We start from the raw sequence: 16516 nt of genomic DNA on the forward strand, positions 1-16516 counted from the left end.
TTCTTTGAGTATACCTCAAAAAGAAAAGGCACTCCATAACTTGAGCTTACATTTTCTAAGGATTTCTTACAATTCTGTAAGAAAAAAAGCTGGGCAAACACTCCAACTTTTTAACCATTTTTTTCTAAAAAATCCATCACTAAGCACCTAATCAATCTAACCTATCAGCTAAATTTTTTTCACCATCATGATTGATTTTCACGATTGACTTCTGAATGCTGGTAGCCATAAAAGGCATAAATCAGCGTTCCGATAATCAGGGCAAGTCCAAAAGCAATCCACGTATCGGCACTGTATTGGGTCATGAACGAGAGGCAGATAACAATAGACAAAATCGGCAAAAACGGAACCAAAGGGGTACGGAATTGCCCTTCTTTAGGCTCTCCCTGATCCTTACGGAGCTTGATGATCGCATAGGCCAGCATAATGAGATAAGCCAGCGTACAAATGTTCAGAAAGGACGCAATACTTGCTAGTGGGAAAATCCCTGCACAAATGGCAGAAACTACCCCTACCAAAATCGTTGCATTCTTTGGAACCTTGCTGGTCTTGGTTAATTGTTCAAAAGAACGAGGTAAGAGACCATCACGAGCCACACTGTAAATCATCCTAGAAAGGGCATAGCTCATGGAAATGCAAACTGTAATCAAAGTCAAAACAGCGACAACCGAAATATAATTGGCTGCCCAGTCAAGGCCTGCACTCCGAAGAGCAAACGCCACAGCATCCGGCACATTTAATTGGCTGTAATGAACAATCCCTGTCAAGACCAAGGTCACCAAGGCATACAAGATTGTCACGATACTAAGCGAGAGAACAATTCCTTTTGGAATATTCTTTTGAGGGTCTTTGACCTCATCCACAGCCATAGAAATCGATTCAAAGCCTAAAAAGGCAAAAAACATAATCGAGGCACCTGCCATAATTCCGGTCTTGCCTCCATAGATTTGTCCAAAGCCAAAGGGTGCAAAATCAGACCAATTCTCAGGCTTGATGAAAAAGAAACCAGCAATGATAAAGAGGGCAAGAGCTGAAAATTTAAACAATACCAAAACAGAATTAAAACGCAACGCTGCCTTGGAATTTAGCAATACCACACCTGTCACCAGAGCCACCACAACAATTGGCAACAAATCCACATAAGTCCCTGCTTGAGGATTAAAGGTGCCGTTCAGTGCCGTAGGCAAGCTCACTCCGAAATTTCCCAAGAGCCCCTTTAAATAAGCTGCCCAACCAGAAGCCACACCAGAGACAGCCGTCATAAACTCCATCATCGTCAGCCAACCAGCCAGCCAAGCTGGAAACTCCCCTAAAACAGCGTAGAGGTAGGAATAGGCCCCACCCGTCGCAGGGATACGTGAGGCAAATTCAGCAAAAAACAAGGCTGAAATGCTGACACACAAAGCTGAAATAATAATCGAGATAATGAGAGCTGGGCCTGCATACTGAGCCGCTCCAATCCCTGTAATGGTGAAAATCCCTGTCCCCACCATGGCACCAATCCCCAGTACAATCAAATCATAAATCTTGAGATGCCGCTTCATATCCGTTCGGTCTTGGCTGACATCTTTTTTTCTAAAAATGTGCATATCTTTCTCCTTTGTTGATACACCATTTTACCATAGTTTAACCGATTTGAAAACCAGTCAGATGTCCTTTTCTTGCATAAATATTTGAAGGAAGTCCAAAAATATGCCACCATAGAATTAGAAAACGTTTTCGCTATTTTGGAAGAAGAGGAGTATGCTAACAGTTGTTTCTCTTGTCAACCGTGAAGCTCAAATCGAGCCTTTCTTCTCCAAACCTAGAAAAAAACGAGGCTTATTTTTGAAAACCTCGATTTCTTTCTCACTCCTATGATTGGAGGTCCTGATGACTTTATTACAGTTTCTTAAACAACGATTTCACTATTTGATTTACCTCGGCTTTTTCCTCTGGATAGGTGGATTTTTCTTTGAACCAACCCATCTCATTCCTCATTATCAGGGAGCCTTTCGTTGGGGTGGATTTTTAGTGTTCCAACTCCTGCCAGCCATGGGGCTCATTTCCCTCATCCTATCCATTCTTTTTCGAAAATGGGGCTATGCAATTCTCAGCCTGTGCTTGATTTTTGCCTTTCCCATTACCCTGCTCTTGTGTGGAGGGGGTCTCTAAAGATACGGAAGTAGCTTTTCAAGAAGGAGGCGTGCGAGCGGTCCTGCTAGGAGAAAATTCAACGGTAGAGCCATCACTACATTGCTCAAAAAAGCCCTGGCATAACTTGCTAAACTCAGACCAACTCCATTCATCCATAAGCCATAAAGGGACATAAAGGTCACCATAAACAAGGCCATCGTTCCAGAAATCACAAGGATTTTCTGCCAGATTTTGACTGGTTGGGGCAAATGGTGCAGTAGGCGAAAGGCTATGGTCTTTGCAATCGGTCCCACCAAGAAGACATCCAAGCAAAAAGCCAAAATAAAAGCCGGTAAGAAGCCAGCAAACACATGCCCCCAAGAGAACTGCCCAACCAAGACCAAGTTCCAAATGCTCATTCCAAAGACCATGATACTACACATCAAGAAGGTAAATACAAAAGATTCTTTTTTCGTTTTCGGCATTGTCCTCTCCTTTCTAATCAAAGTCCTGCTATTCTACCATATTTCCAGCTTTCGCGTAAGTAGTTTGAAAAAGAAAACGTTTTACCACACTGAACTAAAATCTGCAATTCCTAGTTTTTGTTAGAACAATATGATGATTTTTTATATGAACTATTGTATAATTAAACTAAGATAAAAATTATGATAGAAAGGAAGAAAGTCGGAAACTATATTTTGTAATTTTTATCTACTCCCTCATTCTATGTTTACACAAATACAGAATGATTTTCAAACAGAAAAGGTGAGCACAATGAAAAAATATATTACATTTAGTATTTTTCTACTTGGAGTGCTTGCTTGTTTCCTTGCTATCCAGCCACTGAATCTGAGTAGTGATGTGCAAGTCAACCACCCCAAAACTAGCTATAGTCACGTTCAAAACATTCCCAATCAAACAGTCAGAGAGTTTACTATTTTTTGTGAGGAAACTGGTGCTTCTGTCCAAGAAATCTTGAACTTGGAGTATTTCCCACGAGATGGACAGCGATTTGTCACCTTAGGAGAACACGAGCCAAACAAAGTTCCTGTTCTTGCTTTCTCCTCCCTTGGAGACGAAGGCATTGTTGCAAGGATTGGTGAAGAAATATATGATACAAGTGACAAAACAAACTCATGTACCTATGATGAATTGAAAGAACAGCTACTAGCTTGGGATAAAAAACGATGACAACCTATATAGAATAGGTAAAGTAGATTTCCGCTTCACATAAAAAACGCATAAAATCAATGATTAAGAAGGGTTGATTTATGCGTTTTTCTATTGAATGCGTTTAACTCAGCTTTTTTCTCACAAGGCTACAATCTTATGGTAACTTTTTGAGGTAATGAGAAAGACAAACAGATAGAGAAGAAAGAATAGACCACAGATGCCCAGTGTTACCATCAGCATCAAACTACTATTCAAGACACCCAAGACTTGTAAAATCAGACTGATGATGTGATAGGCAAAAGCCAAGTGCACAAAGGCAAAGATAAGCGGGAGGAAAAAGACGGTCAAGACTTGTTTGCGAATGGTCTGCTTGATTTGCCCTTCATCCAAACCGACCTTTTGCAAGATAACAAAGCGGTCGCGATCCTCAAAACCTTCAGAGATCTGCTTGTAATAGATGACCAGCACCGTTCCTAGCATAAAGACAAAGGATAGGAAAATCCCAATAAAGAAGATACCTCCAATCAAGCCATTCATTTGCTCCACAGCATCTGCCTTGACACTTCCATACAGATACCCTTCTGCTAATCCCTGACTAATTTGATCGATTTTTTCTTCATAGGCTGCTGTTAAGGCCAACTGGCTTTCTCGACTTGCATCTGTATTGAAACCTCCGTAGAGTTCTTGATTCACACGAGCTGTTTCCCTAACGGGGCTTAAAACTTGGCTCGGATCATTGACCACGAGATAGACGATTTTAGAAACCAAGACAGAATATTGATCAGGGATGTTGCCCACGATGAAGTTATCCTTTAAACGTTCCTTGATTTCCAAGTTCTGATTTGCAAAACGAATGGGCTTACTAGAGTCGAGTTGAATATTTTTAGAATAAACAGCTGCTTCATTTTCTTTTAAGGTCAGCTCTTCACCTGTCATCTTTTCATAATCTGCTGCCGAAAAAAGGAGTAAAATAGCTTGTGGCAAAACATTCACTTCCGTTTTATGAAAAACGTCAAATTGATTGCCTTCCTGTGAACGGACACCCAAGACATAACTTTCATAGACATCCTGCTTGGTCATTGTTAACTCATGCTCTTTAGCAAAATCTCGCAAGGCTTCTGTGACAAGAGCAGGGTCAGCTCCTTGACCAGCGACAGCAAAATCCCGTGGATTCATCACCTTTTGGTAAAAGTCACTCCCAGCATAGATATTGATTCCTGCTGTCAAGGTCACAAGCACCATGGTTGACAGGATAGAAATGGTCGCTAATCCGACTGCATTTTTCTTCATGCGGTAGATAAGGTTGGAAACCGAAATCATGTTATTGGGCTGGTAATAATAGTGCTTGCGTTTTTTGAGAAATGCCAAAAAGAGCGTAATACCTGCGTTAAAGAGCAGATACGTCCCCAAAATCACGGCTAGAACTGCTAGAAAAAAAGTCATAATAGCAGCTACCGGGTCTTTTACACTCAAGGCTAAAAAGTAGCCAAGAGCAAGAGAAATCCCACCAAGAAAGGCTTGTAACCCCAGAAAACGCCCCTTTTTCTCCCCGCTAGCCGTTTCCTTAGAAAGTTGCAGTGGATTGAACCGCACAAGACGCCAGCCATTGATGAGAATGAGCAAAGCAAAAATGAGCATGTAAATGATAAGGACAATAACGAGCACCGGCCATTGAAAGCTCGAGATGAGCTCTACTTTTACCTTCATCAGCTTTAAAAGAAAGGCATAAATGAGCTTATCAAAGAGCAAACCAATTCCTAGACCGAGCACAAAGGTGCCTATCCCAAAGAAAATCAATTCTTGTACAGTCATGAGAAAGAGGTGCCACTTGGTCATCCCAAGCATGCCATACACCCCCAGCTCTTTTGAGCGATTCTTCATGACAAAGCTATTGGCATAGAGTACAATAATAACTTCTGCAATGCTCACCACCACAATCCCCAAACCAAGGGCAAAGGCAATGCTCGAAGCCCCCGCAACTTTCTCCAAATGAGGATTGAGGGTAAGGGAGATAAACAGATAGGACAGAGCCACAGCCAGGCAACTAGCTAGGGCAAAGGGATAATAGAGTCTACGGTTTTTAAAGAGATTGGACACCGCTAGCTTACTGGTTAGCTTAATCACGGCCCTTCACCTCACTTGCCATCATGGTGAGGGTATCTGCGATTTCTTGGAACATCTGCCGCTCGCTCTTATCTCCTCGGAAGATTTGATTGTAAAGAATTCCGTCCTTAATAAAGAGAACGCGTTTGGCACGACTGGCTGCTGCTGTCGAGTGCGTAACCATCAGAATGGTTTGCCCCCGACTATTGATATCATCAAAGACATCTAGAAGTGCAGCAGAGGACTTGGAATCTAGTGCCCCTGTCGGTTCATCAGCCAGCAAAATCTCTGGCTCTGTGATAATGGCACGTGCCACAGCCACCCGTTGTTTTTGTCCTCCTGAAATTTCATAGGGGAACTTTTCTTGCAAGCTATTAATTCCCAATTCATTGCAGACGAGGACTAATTTTTTCATCATCTCCGTAATGGGACGGCGAGACAAGACAAGTGGCAGGAGGATATTATCCTTGACAGACAAGGTATCCAGGAGGTTAAAATCTTGAAAGACGAACCCTAACTTCTCCCTTCGAAAACTGGAAGCCTCACTATTTTTAATAGTAGACATGTCCACCTGATTGAGATAAACCCGTCCTTCTGTCGGCTTATCAAGCATAGCAAGGATATTTAAGAGTGTGGATTTCCCAGACCCTGATTCCCCCATGATAGCGACATATTCGCCTTCTTCGACCGTAAAATGAATATCCTTCAACGCTTCCACTTGGCTACCTTGGAAACGAGTTTTGTAAATTTTCTTCACGTGTTGCACATCGAGTAATGACATTGTTATTCTCCTATTCTATATTTACGAGGATTAGTGGCTGTATTGGAGCCAAAAGTAATATTGACTAGTTTCATATCCCAGGCTGACTCTATCAATTTCTTGTTGAGTTAGCTGTTTTTTCTTTTGTTTTCTAAAAAATTTCATAAGCTTTCTCCTTCTGTAGCTAAATCAAATGACATCTCTTATACTCTATAAGCATCAACATCTGACTAGGTTCCACCATTGAGAAATGGGGAAGGTGATCGGTAACACTAGCGTCACTTGTGTCCTAAAAACAGCAGGGGTAGGTACGTTAGCTGGTTTGTCCCAACCTTCAACAGCCCGCTGGACTGTTGAAGCAAGGTGAGTTAAGGACGTCAGATTTTAATTGTTGACGAGTATTACCTCTCTAGTATAGAGCACTCTAGCAGTCGCTTCCATAACCTAATCTTTCATTTTATGTTGATTTCTTACATTTTTGAAAGACGGGAGCGAGAGACGATTGTCTGGTAGCTTCTTGAGGTCAGCCAAAAGACCAGCATATAAACAAGAAGGAAAAGCAAGCAAACGATAACGGTCGTCTGTACCAAAAGAGGGGTATTGGTCGCTCCTAACATCATGACAATCAGACTAATCATCTTAAAGGCGACAGCTAGGTGTAAGAAAGAAAAGAGCAGCGGGAGGAAGAAAACCGTCAAAATCTGTTTTCGAATGGTTGCCCGAGTGGCTCCTTCATCAAGACCCACTTGCTGCAAAATCACAAAGTTTTCCCGGTCTTCATAGCCCTCAGAGATTTGCTTGTAGTAGATGACCAAGACCGTTCCTAATAGAAAGACAAGGGATAGAAAAATACCAATAAAGAGCAGCGTTCCTACAACACTGAGGCTTTCATGCTCAATGTCAGCTCGCACCGCCGTCATAAGTGACTCTCCTTTTTTCTGCCTATCATGAACCGCTTGCATAAAAGCCTGATTCTCCTTGTCCTTGCTATCCACACCGACATAGTAAACGGTCTTTGCATCCGGTGCTAGCATTGCTGCATCCTTGACTACCAACACCAAGATTTTATCAAGGTAGAGCTTGCTAGCATTGCTTATCTTGCTTTGTAAAATATCCTTTTTGGAAAAGCTTCTTACCTTCCATTCCTTAGATTCGATAGTCAGTGGTTTCTGGGGATCAAGCGACACTTTTTGACCAAAAGCTAGAACCTCGTCTTCTTTTAGAGAGACTGTTTCACCAGTCAGAGCTTGGTAGTCTTTTTCGGAAAACGTCAGAACCAGACCAGCTATATCCGTTTCTTCCTTTAATTCATTGATCAAGGTCAAGTGATTGCCCGAAATCTGCTCCAAACTATGTTGCTGGTAGAAAATAGAGGTGAATTGAGGATCGGTTAACCCCGCTTTCTTAGCACTGTCTTTGATCAAGTTCAGGTAAGACTCTGTCCCATCTCTGTCCACATAATAGCGAGAAATATTGTAATCATGGGGATAGAGAGTATTTAGGTAATCTTTTTGACCGACAAAAATGCTAATCGAGCCAGTCAAAGTGACCAAAAGCATGGTGGAAACGATAGAAATGGTAGCCAGACCGGCTGCATTTTTTCGCATGCGTGCCATCAGATTGGACACTGCAATCATATTTTTAGGCTGATAGTAATAGGATTGATGTCTTTTCAGCCCTTGTAACAAGGTAATAGTCCCTGCATTAAAGAGAAGATAAGAAGCAAGGATGACTAAAAGTACTGCTAAAAAGAAATAGGGAATGGCCACCACTGGTCTAGTCACCGTCAGGGCAATACCATAAGCTGTCCCAAGTAAGACCAAACCAAGCAAGGTTTGCAAGCCTAAAAACCGTGCTTTCTTCTCTCCAGCCTTCTTTTCCTTTAGCAGATTTAGCGAGCTGTACCGCCATAAACGCAGGCTGTTGATAGCGACAATCACAAGGAAAATCACGCCCAAACTGCCCAAGGTCAGAAAAACACTACTCCACTGAAAGCTTGAAACAATCACAACTGGCAAATTAGTAATCTTGAGCAAGAAGGCAAAAAGCAACTTGTCTAAGACAAGACCAAGGCCTAGCCCTGCACCGACTGTCCCTAGGAAAAAAAGGAACAATTCGACAAAGGTCATAAGCAGCAAATGCCGCCTTTCCATACCAAGAATACTATAAAGACCCAGCTCTTTCGAGCGATTTTTTATGACAAAGCTATTTGCATAGACGACCATAAATAAGACCGCCAACTGAATGATAAAAATCCCAAATTGTAAGACCGACCGAGCAGGGGAACCCCCATAACTCTCCTCCAAATGCGGACTATGAGCCAAGGCGACAAAGATATATAAAATCGCAGTTGCCACCATCGTAGACAAGGCAAATGGGGTATATAATCTACGATTTTTGATAAGATTGGACACAGCCAATTTGCTAGTTAACGAAAACATCCAAGTTCCTCCCTTTCTACACTTTCAGAAATAGCTACAATTCCTGAGCGATTGCGATTGTTTATACTCCATAACAATCCAAATCTGACTAGGTTCCACAATTGAAAATGGTGGAAGGTGACAGATAACACTAGCGTAACTTGTATCCTAAAAACCGCAAAAGTAACGTAAGTTAGCTGGTTTGTCCCACTCCCTTATTTTCAACCTTCAACAGTCCTGCGGACTGTTGAAGCAAGGTGAGTTAGCGACGTCAGATTTTGATTGTTGACGAATAGTACTCTCTTATTGTATAAAAAATGAAAGGAGCTATCCATAACTTATCCTTTCATTTTTCTATGAAATCTTACAATTTTGTAAGAAAGCTATTCAAATACCAGTCGATGGCGGGCAAAGGAAATCATAACGGTCGTTCCCTGTCCGATGGTGGACGTCAGAGAGAGGCTATGCCCTAGACTGTCTGCGATTTTTTTGGATAAATAAAGTCCCAAACCAGACGATTGCTGGGTCAAGCGACCATTATAGCCAGAAAATCCACGTTCAAAGACCCGCAAACTATCGCTATTTTGTATCCCAATTCCTGTATCTTTGAGGTAGAGAACTCCATTTTCTGCATAAATCTCAATCCCTCCAGTCTTGGTATATTTGAGGCTGTTGGAGAGGATTTGCTCCAAAATCACCAGAAACCATTTTCGATCAGTCACGACAGCTACCTCTAAATCATGCAGATCAAGTGACAGACCTTGGCGGATAAAAAAGAGAGCATACTTTTTCACCACTTCCTTAACCATGGATTCCAAGTTTTCCTGTTGGACAACCAAGTCATCGTGAAAACTTTCTAAGCGTAAGTATTGAAGGACGAGATTGGTATAAGAGTCAATCTTAAACAACTCCTGCTCCATCTGCCCTTTCAACTCTCGGTTTTCAATGGATTGGACCAGCAATTGACCAGCTGCAATGGGAGTTTTAATCTGGTGCACCCAAAGCGTGTAATAATCCAATAAATCGTTTCGCTTTTTCTGCTCTTCTAATTGGAGGGCCGCTTTTTCCTTCTCCAAGGACGCAATTCTTTCTGACAATAATCTTTCCATAGGCGTACGACTGCTCTCTTCTTGGTAGAGAGCGTATTTTTTAAAACGCTGATAGGAGAACACAAGGTCTATGAGCCAAAAAACGCCCCCTAAAATCGTTAAGATGAGTAGAAGATAGCCCAAAACAGTGCGACTTGTTTCAAATAAATAAAGAAAGAGCCCAAAACTTCCATACATGAGGACCAGATAAAATCCCACTTGCCCACATTTTTTCAAATAGGCTTGGGCAAACAGCCATTTTTCCTCTCTAGTCATGACGTAATCCGTATCCTATCCCTTTTTTTGTCTGGATGAATTGGGCCAAGCCATATTCTTCCAGTTTCTTTCGCAGACGAGCCACATTGACAGACAAGGTATTGTCATCAATAAAGAAATCACTATTCCACAATTCCTTCATCAAATCATCTCGTGCCACAATCTCTCCCCTATGTTCAAACAAAACTCGCAAGATGTGAAATTCATTTTTGGTCAAAGAAATCGTCTCTCCATCATACACCATATCCATGGATTTCAAATTTAAAATCGCCCCTTGATACTCTAACAGACTGGTTTCCTGACCAAACTCATAAGAGCGTCGTAAAAGTCCTTGAATTTTTGCCAAGAGGACATTCGTGTCAAAAGGTTTAGTCACAAAATCATCTGCTCCCATGTTAATGGCCATGACAATATCCATGGCTTGGTCACGGGACGATAAAAACATGATGGGAACCTTAGAAATTTTGCGAATTTCCTGACACCAATGGTAGCCATTAAATAAGGGCAAGCCAATATCCATCAGAACCAAATGCGGACTTTCTTTGACAAAAATCGTCAACACCTCCATAAAATCTTCCACCGCAATCACGTCAAATCCCCATTGAGTAAGCATTTTCTTGACCTCTTGGCGAATTACTCCATCATCTTCTACCAATAATATCTTGTGCATGAATATCCCCTTTCTTTTCTCCCTCTATTATAGCAAAGCTAGGGCGAATTATGCTATACTAAATGAAAGATTAAAAAAAGGAAGTGCCATGAACAATATTTTTTCCTACCTTGAGGACATCCAACATCATCATATCTATGACGTTCCATTCAATGCTCTTGATTGCTTGATATTGACCGAATTGACCTATCTAGACTACAAAGAGCTTGTCCCCCAAGCGATTGACCAAGAAATTCGTCTTTCCGACTTAGCTGACTACGAATACTCTGAATCTCTCATTACCCATACGAAAAATCGAATTCAACTCTTTCAGGAAGTGACCACTGCCAAACGCTATAAAAATCTTAAACTCTTTGCCTATCAAGAGGATTTAGACATGGAGGTCGAAAAACAATTTGCCGCCCTCACCTACAAGCTAAAGCCAGATACCTATGTCATCGCCTTTCGCGGGACTGATGATTCGATTATCGGATGGAAGGAAGATTTCCAGATGACTTACCTGTCTCAAATCCCTGCCCAAAAAACAGCAACAGCCTACGTCGAAAAGGTCATGACTGCCTACCCTGAGGGGCAGTTCATTCTCACTGGCCACTCTAAGGGAGGAAATCTCGCTGCTTATGCTGCTAGCCAAATTTCTCCTGCTCTCCAAGATAGAATTACTGATATTTATAGTTATGATGCTCCCGGTCTTAATCGCTCTGTGACACAGTCTTTCGGCTACGAACGGATTTCCCATCTGATTCGCCGTTATATTCCTCAGGGTTCTTTGATTGGGATGATGTTAGATGTGCCAGAACAGGCCTCGATTGTAAAAAGTACAGCCCTTTTTGGACTTGCTCAGCACAATACCTTTTCTTGGGTGGTAGAAGGCCACGAATTTCTACTCCTAGACACCCTCAATCCCGATAGTATCCAAGTAGACCAGACCCTAAAAAACTGGGTGGCCGGTGTTTCAGATGAAGAGCTAAAAGCCTTTTTTGATGTCTTTTTCGGCTTGATTTTGGACGCAGAAATCACCTCTATCAATCAGCTCTTTAAGGCATCTGAACTCAAGAAAGTCTCTCAAATCCTTGACAATGCCAAAAATTTGCCTGACTATCAAAAGGAAATGTTGGAACGCTTGATCCAACTCTTGATTTCCATGCGTTACCAAGCCTTTCTTGGCTCTTTCAAATCCTTTTCTTTCCCTTCTTTATTTGAAACAAATGATACCAACGAGCTCCCAAAAAACTAGGTGAATGGGTAAACTCAACAAATGAAAATCAACGTTGGCATTTTTACTCCTTTCTTAGATGGTTCAGACATAAACTACCTATTTTTAATGCCCATTCCATTTACTGAAACAGTATCCTGTTTCACTCATTTAGTTCTCTATATTTTATACCAAAAAATAAATATACACAGATGAAATAGCTATTTTTGAAATTAAATGAGTATAAGTTGACAGAAGAACTCACATTCTGTTAGAATAAAGAATATTACAACAAAGGAGTTTTTCTATCGTGATTAAATCACTCAACGGCATTGCCCTCTTATTCTTTAGTCTTATACTGACCATTCTAGCCTGGTTGAACGCTGGATTCAGTCAGTTTCTCATTCCAGGACTGGCCCTCACTAGCCTGTCTCTAACTTTTTTACTCTCCACCCGTGCAGCTTTCTTGGAAAAGCTCTTTCACGGTATTGAGAACATGTATTTCTTCCATAAAATTATGGCTACCTTCTCCCTTCTCTTACTCGTATTTCACAATGTAGCCATGGGCGGACTCTGGGGGTCTCACTTGGCCGCTCAGTTGGGGAATATCGCCATTTACCTCTTCTTCAGCATTATTCTCGTCGCTTATTTAGGGAAATTTCTCAAATATGAAAGTTGGCGTATGATTCATCGTTTGGTCTATCTTGCCTATATCTTTGGACTGCTCCATGCTTACATGATTTTAGGAAGAGTCTTGCTCCAGCCGACTTTCCTCGGTTTTGTAGTCGGTGGTTTTGCCCTCATCGGACTAGTTTCTGGCTTTTACATTATTTTTCTCTACCAACGTATCGGCTTTAAACACAAGGGGACCATCAAACGCATTGATAAGCTCAATCACGATACGCTGGATATCGAAATCGAGCTGGATCGCCCCTTTGATTATGACTACGGTCAATTCGCCTTCGTTAAAATTTTTCAAAAAGGCTTAGAAAAAGCACCTCACCCCTTCTCCATCTCAGGAGGACATGGAAATACGGTCTATTTCACCGTCAAGACATCTGGTGATCACACCCAGCAAATGTATGATAAGTTGGCTGTGGGAACATCTGTCAAAATTGACCGTGCTTATGGACACATGAAATTAGACCAAGGTCGTAGCCAGCATATCTGGATTGCAGGTGGAATCGGTATTACTCCTTTTCTGTCCTACATCCGCGAAACTCCAACCCTCAAAAAACCTGTAGATTTTTATTATGCCTATACTGGCGCAGAAAATGCTGTTCATCTGGACTTGCTCATGGACTACCAGGCCAACAACCCGCTCTTTAAGCTCCATCTCCTAGACAGCAAGGTCGATGGGTATCTTGATTTCAGCAATCATCAAATCCCCTCTAATACCACAATTTTTATGTGTGGGCCAACTCCTATGATGAACGCTCTAGCCACTACCTTCAAAAAAGTCAATCCCTTGGCTGAACTCATCTATGAAGGCTTCTCCTTCAAATAAATCTCTATAAAGAAGGCTAGGACAAAATCCAACCCTAAATACAACAAACGAACAAAACGAGTTTTCTGACCTTCAGAATTCTGTCTTGTTCGTTTTTTTATGTCTAATGTATCAAATTTTAGATTAGAGGAACATAAATGTCAACAATCTTATTTTTCCTTATACTCATCAAAAATCAACATCTGACATCGTTAACTCACCTTACTGAACCCTAGTTCTACCTGCGATTTCGTTGCCTAGTCAGATGTTAATCTTTGTAGAGTATAAAACGTTTCCAATACTAATCTTAGCTGAAATTCCAGCCGCATCTTGATTTCAAATTTCGTTTTCCACTTTTATTGTTTAAAATTCAGCAGACGCAATCCATTTAAAATCACTAAAATTGTGGAAGTTTCATGGAAGAAAACTCCTTGAGTAAGATCCAAAAGTCCTAGGATATTTAAGACAATCAAGATAAGAATTACAGCGATGGAAAAGATAATATTGCTCCGCGTAATGCTACCGTATTTTTGACTGAGATGATACAGCAAGCTAATCTTGGCTAGATGATTTTGCGTGATAATCACATCGCTCACATCCATGGCAATATCCGTCCCCCCTCCCATAGCAATACTAATATCTGCATTGGCAAGAATCGGGGCGTCATTAATGCCATCTCCAATCATCCCAACCACTGCTTTTCCAGTCTTTTCTTTCTTGAGATAAGAAAGCTTGTCCTCTGGCATACAAGCAGCATGATAGGAGTCTATCTGCAATTGCTGAGCAGCAAAAGCAGCAGATTTTTCACGGTCGCCTGTCAACATGACCATCTTGACCCCTCTTTGTAAAAAATCACGGACCATTTCCTTGGCATCTGGACGAATTGTATCCACCAATTCAATATAACCAACAAGAATCTGAGATTGGGCCACAAATAAAAGCGTTCCTTGACTATCTTTTTTCAAATAACCATTCGGATCAAAACAGCCCTTTACCAAGGCGTGATTGCCAACAGATACTTCGCCCATAGACAGCCCCTGTCCAGCGATTTCTTGAACAGGCGCCATTATCCCTTGGTAGCGGATGGCTTCCTCTGTAAAACGAACCAAGATAGCCCTTGCTAAAGGATGAGAAGACTGACTCTCCATATAACAAATCAGCGGGAGCAAATCAGGAATGTCCAAATGATAATCATGCACCTCAAACTCACCTCTGGTCAAAGTCCCCGTCTTATCGGAACACAAAACAGACAACTTCATCATATTTTCCAAGGCATCTGCATTTTTGATGAGAATGCCATTCTTTGCTCCAAAACTCATACTACTCAGCATGGCAGGCGTGATAGAAGCAATCAAGGCACAAGGACTTGCCACTGTCAGTAAAATCATCCCTCGGTAAAAAGCTTGAGTGAAGGACAGCTCTTGAAATGTAATCAAAGCAAGGATAAAGACAAGGACTGTTGCTAAAACACCAATCACATAGGTCTTTTGCATTTGGTGAATAGCCTGGTCTCGTTTGCTTTTGGTTTCTGTGGCCTGTTGAACCAACTCCAAGATATGGGAAAAGACGCTTTCTTCATTTCTCTTTGTCACCTCATAACTACTGGCCTCGCCAATATTCACAGTCCCTGCAAACACGGAATCTCCTACCTCCTTATTCACAGGAATACTTTCACCCGTCAAGAGGCTTTCATTGACCAGCATAGCCTGCCTTGCTCGACCATCTAGACTAATCTGTTCACCTTTTTTTACGAGAATCATCTCTCCTTGCTGAATTTCATGTAAAGCCAGAATCTCTGTCGAACCATCTTCCCTTACCACCGTAGCTTGCTTGGGAAGTTGATTCATCAAGCTCTCCATCGTTTTGATGGACTTTCTAAAAACATACTCTTCTAACACTTCTGATCCAGCAAATATAAAGAGCAGAATCGCCGCCTCATGAAAAGAGCCAATCAACATAGCACCAACTGCAGAAACAATCATCAAAAAATCCACCTGCATATCTCTGGTTTTCACCATTTCCAAACATACATCCTTAGCAATCGGATATCCTAATAGGAAAATTGCAATCCCTAAAGCATAAAGGCTCAAGGGAAAAGCTAGGTGATCCAGCACCAATCCTATCCCTAAAAAAGCACTTCCTCCAGCAAAATAGGCACCTTTTTTTGTGTTCAACATCTCTATCATCTTTTTTCTCCTTTCTGATGTTTCCCGAACAAAAAAGAGCATACCTATGGACAGTTTGTACTGTCTCACAGATATGCTCAGTCAATCCTAAAGCTTGTCTGCTGTCTAAACACTTATAGACCCGGCTACGCAAATCACTTTGCTGCTTGTTCATATTTCAAATTTACACTATTATTATAAATAATTTTAATTTCTTTGTCAAGATATTTAAGAAAAAAATGTAATTATTATTCCTCAATTCTTGTCATTTTATAAAGAGTTTGTTTCAATTCCTCAGACAACAGATTTTCCCTGTCCAATTGGAGGTAAATTTCTAGCAAGCAGGAACGTACAGCTGAAAACCGATAAAAATCAAGATTGGTTTCCAAAGGAAAATGCAAGGTTTTAATCCAGTCTATCAAAATGCCCTCCTGAAGATGACCGTGTTTTATTGCCTCATAGATGACACGCGCCAATCGCCATTCCTCGTCATCAACAAATCGCTGAGGCAGACGTTTAAAAATTCCTGTTAGCATTGGAAATAGTCTACTCCAGTCTTCTTGTTGAAAAAAAGGGTGTTTTACAAGAGCAACTGCCAAATCCGCTCCATGGGCAAAGGCATGCACCCAGCCATAGCTTTCTGAATAACCAGTAAAATCCTGCTCTTTTTCTAAATACTCATAGGCTTTCTGGCAAATGCTCTGATACTCCTGCTCAGAAATCAATTGGAAATAGGGGCTATCTAATAGACAACTAACTTCTACGAGATGCCCTAACAGCAAGGCAGTAAAGGAGCGTGTCAAGGTCGCAAGTCCTCTTTCATCTATGCGATAAAGTAAATAGTCTTTCGCCAGACTTTTCTCTACCAATAAGCGAAATTGAGCTCTCGTAAATAGACCTTCAAACAGACCCCGTCCTAGGCTGATATAGACTAATTCATCACGAATAGCCGCATCAGAATGACCGATGTGCTCCAACAACCACATCACTTCATCATCTGAGTAGCTTGGCTTTTCTGATTGTAATTTTTCCTCTAAACGATTTTTCATCATGCACCTCCTTTCTATC

13 protein-coding genes are annotated in these 16516 nt (G+C 41.4%); 4 read left to right on the forward strand and 9 right to left on the reverse strand.

Features of this window, described 5'->3' with window-relative positions; translation table 11 throughout:
• Positions 1–185: 185 nt before the first annotated feature.
• Entirely contained in the window at positions 186–1589 is a 1404-nt protein-coding gene (locus BFM96_RS09985) for an APC family permease (protein WP_068993709.1), read from the reverse strand.
• Between the two features lie 283 nt (positions 1590–1872).
• Between BFM96_RS09985 and BFM96_RS09990 the strand changes: the two genes are divergently transcribed.
• Positions 1873–2154, forward strand: coding sequence for a hypothetical protein (locus BFM96_RS09990; RefSeq protein ID WP_068993712.1), 282 nt, complete (start codon positions 1873–1875; stop codon positions 2152–2154).
• Here BFM96_RS09990 and BFM96_RS09995 read toward each other — a convergent pair.
• Positions 2151–2600 (reverse strand): DUF2798 domain-containing protein, encoded by a 450-nt coding sequence (locus BFM96_RS09995; protein ID WP_068993715.1) that lies wholly within the window; start codon positions 2598–2600, stop codon positions 2151–2153. The genes BFM96_RS09990 and BFM96_RS09995 overlap by 4 nt on opposite strands.
• 289 nt (positions 2601–2889) lie before the next feature.
• Here BFM96_RS09995 and BFM96_RS10000 point away from each other — a divergent pair, with 289 nt between their 5' ends.
• A complete protein-coding gene (locus BFM96_RS10000; RefSeq protein WP_068993717.1) occupies positions 2890–3306 on the forward strand; it encodes a hypothetical protein in 417 nt (138 codons plus the stop codon).
• 120 nt (positions 3307–3426) lie between these two features.
• Here BFM96_RS10000 and BFM96_RS10005 read toward each other — a convergent pair whose 3' ends face one another.
• From BFM96_RS10005 to BFM96_RS10025, 5 genes are all read right to left on the reverse strand, one after another.
• A complete protein-coding gene (locus BFM96_RS10005; protein WP_068993720.1) occupies positions 3427–5412 on the reverse strand; it encodes an ABC transporter permease in 1986 nt (661 codons plus the stop codon).
• Positions 5405–6172 (reverse strand): ABC transporter ATP-binding protein, encoded by a 768-nt coding sequence (locus BFM96_RS10010; protein WP_068993723.1) that lies wholly within the window; start codon positions 6170–6172, stop codon positions 5405–5407. Before BFM96_RS10010 ends, BFM96_RS10005 begins: the two co-directional genes overlap by 8 nt.
• 449 nt (positions 6173–6621) lie before the next feature.
• Complete coding sequence (locus tag BFM96_RS10015; RefSeq protein WP_068993725.1) at positions 6622–8592, reverse strand: FtsX-like permease family protein; 1971 nt, start codon at positions 8590–8592, stop codon at positions 6622–6624.
• Between the two features lie 362 nt (positions 8593–8954).
• Entirely contained in the window at positions 8955–9935 is a 981-nt protein-coding gene (locus BFM96_RS10020; protein ID WP_068993728.1) for a sensor histidine kinase, read from the reverse strand.
• Positions 9928–10605: a response regulator transcription factor gene (locus tag BFM96_RS10025; RefSeq protein WP_068993731.1), complete on the reverse strand. Its 678-nt coding sequence runs from the start codon at positions 10603–10605 to the stop codon at positions 9928–9930. Before BFM96_RS10025 ends, BFM96_RS10020 begins: the two co-directional genes overlap by 8 nt.
• An 88-nt stretch (positions 10606–10693) precedes the next feature.
• Here BFM96_RS10025 and BFM96_RS10030 point away from each other — a divergent pair, with 88 nt between their 5' ends.
• Together BFM96_RS10030 and BFM96_RS10035 are read left to right on the forward strand one after the other, a co-directional pair.
• A complete protein-coding gene (locus BFM96_RS10030; RefSeq protein ID WP_068993734.1) occupies positions 10694–11839 on the forward strand; it encodes a DUF2974 domain-containing protein in 1146 nt (381 codons plus the stop codon).
• 271 nt (positions 11840–12110) lie between these two features.
• Positions 12111–13304 (forward strand): ferredoxin reductase family protein, encoded by a 1194-nt coding sequence (locus tag BFM96_RS10035; protein WP_068994326.1) that lies wholly within the window; start codon positions 12111–12113, stop codon positions 13302–13304.
• 335 nt (positions 13305–13639) lie between these two features.
• Here the strand turns inward: BFM96_RS10035 and BFM96_RS10040 are convergent, their stop codons facing one another.
• Together BFM96_RS10040 and BFM96_RS10045 are read right to left on the reverse strand one after the other, a co-directional pair.
• A complete protein-coding gene (locus tag BFM96_RS10040) occupies positions 13640–15469 on the reverse strand; it encodes a heavy metal translocating P-type ATPase (protein WP_068993741.1) in 1830 nt (609 codons plus the stop codon).
• Between the two features lie 227 nt (positions 15470–15696).
• Positions 15697–16497 carry a DUF2785 domain-containing protein gene (locus tag BFM96_RS10045; RefSeq protein ID WP_068993743.1) on the reverse strand — a complete coding sequence of 267 codons (801 nt, stop codon included), beginning with the start codon at positions 16495–16497 and terminating at the stop codon, positions 15697–15699.
• Positions 16498–16516 lie beyond the last annotated feature (19 nt).

Origin of the sequence: Streptococcus himalayensis (assembly GCF_001708305.1) — a bacterium.
GTDB classification, from domain to species: domain Bacteria; phylum Bacillota; class Bacilli; order Lactobacillales; family Streptococcaceae; genus Streptococcus; species Streptococcus himalayensis.

Bases quoted from the DNA above. Each gene is read 5' to 3' on its own strand.
- BFM96_RS10000 (WP_068993717.1), top strand. From the start codon at position 2,890: ATGAAAAAATATATTACATTTAGTATTTTTCTACTTGGAGTGCTTGCT.
- BFM96_RS10040 (WP_068993741.1), bottom strand. From the start codon at position 15,469: ATGATAGAGATGTTGAACACAAAAAAAGGTGCCTATTTTGCTGGAGGA.
- BFM96_RS10010 (WP_068993723.1), bottom strand. From the start codon at position 6,172: ATGTCATTACTCGATGTGCAACACGTGAAGAAAATTTACAAAACTCGT.
- BFM96_RS09985 (WP_068993709.1), bottom strand. From the start codon at position 1,589: ATGCACATTTTTAGAAAAAAAGATGTCAGCCAAGACCGAACGGATATG.
- BFM96_RS10030 (WP_068993734.1), top strand. From the start codon at position 10,694: ATGAACAATATTTTTTCCTACCTTGAGGACATCCAACATCATCATATC.
- BFM96_RS10045 (WP_068993743.1), bottom strand. From the start codon at position 16,497: ATGAAAAATCGTTTAGAGGAAAAATTACAATCAGAAAAGCCAAGCTAC.
- BFM96_RS09995 (WP_068993715.1), bottom strand. From the start codon at position 2,600: ATGCCGAAAACGAAAAAAGAATCTTTTGTATTTACCTTCTTGATGTGT.
- BFM96_RS10015 (WP_068993725.1), bottom strand. From the start codon at position 8,592: ATGTTTTCGTTAACTAGCAAATTGGCTGTGTCCAATCTTATCAAAAAT.
- BFM96_RS10020 (WP_068993728.1), bottom strand. From the start codon at position 9,935: ATGACTAGAGAGGAAAAATGGCTGTTTGCCCAAGCCTATTTGAAAAAA.
- BFM96_RS10025 (WP_068993731.1), bottom strand. From the start codon at position 10,605: ATGCACAAGATATTATTGGTAGAAGATGATGGAGTAATTCGCCAAGAG.
- BFM96_RS09990 (WP_068993712.1), top strand. From the start codon at position 1,873: ATGACTTTATTACAGTTTCTTAAACAACGATTTCACTATTTGATTTAC.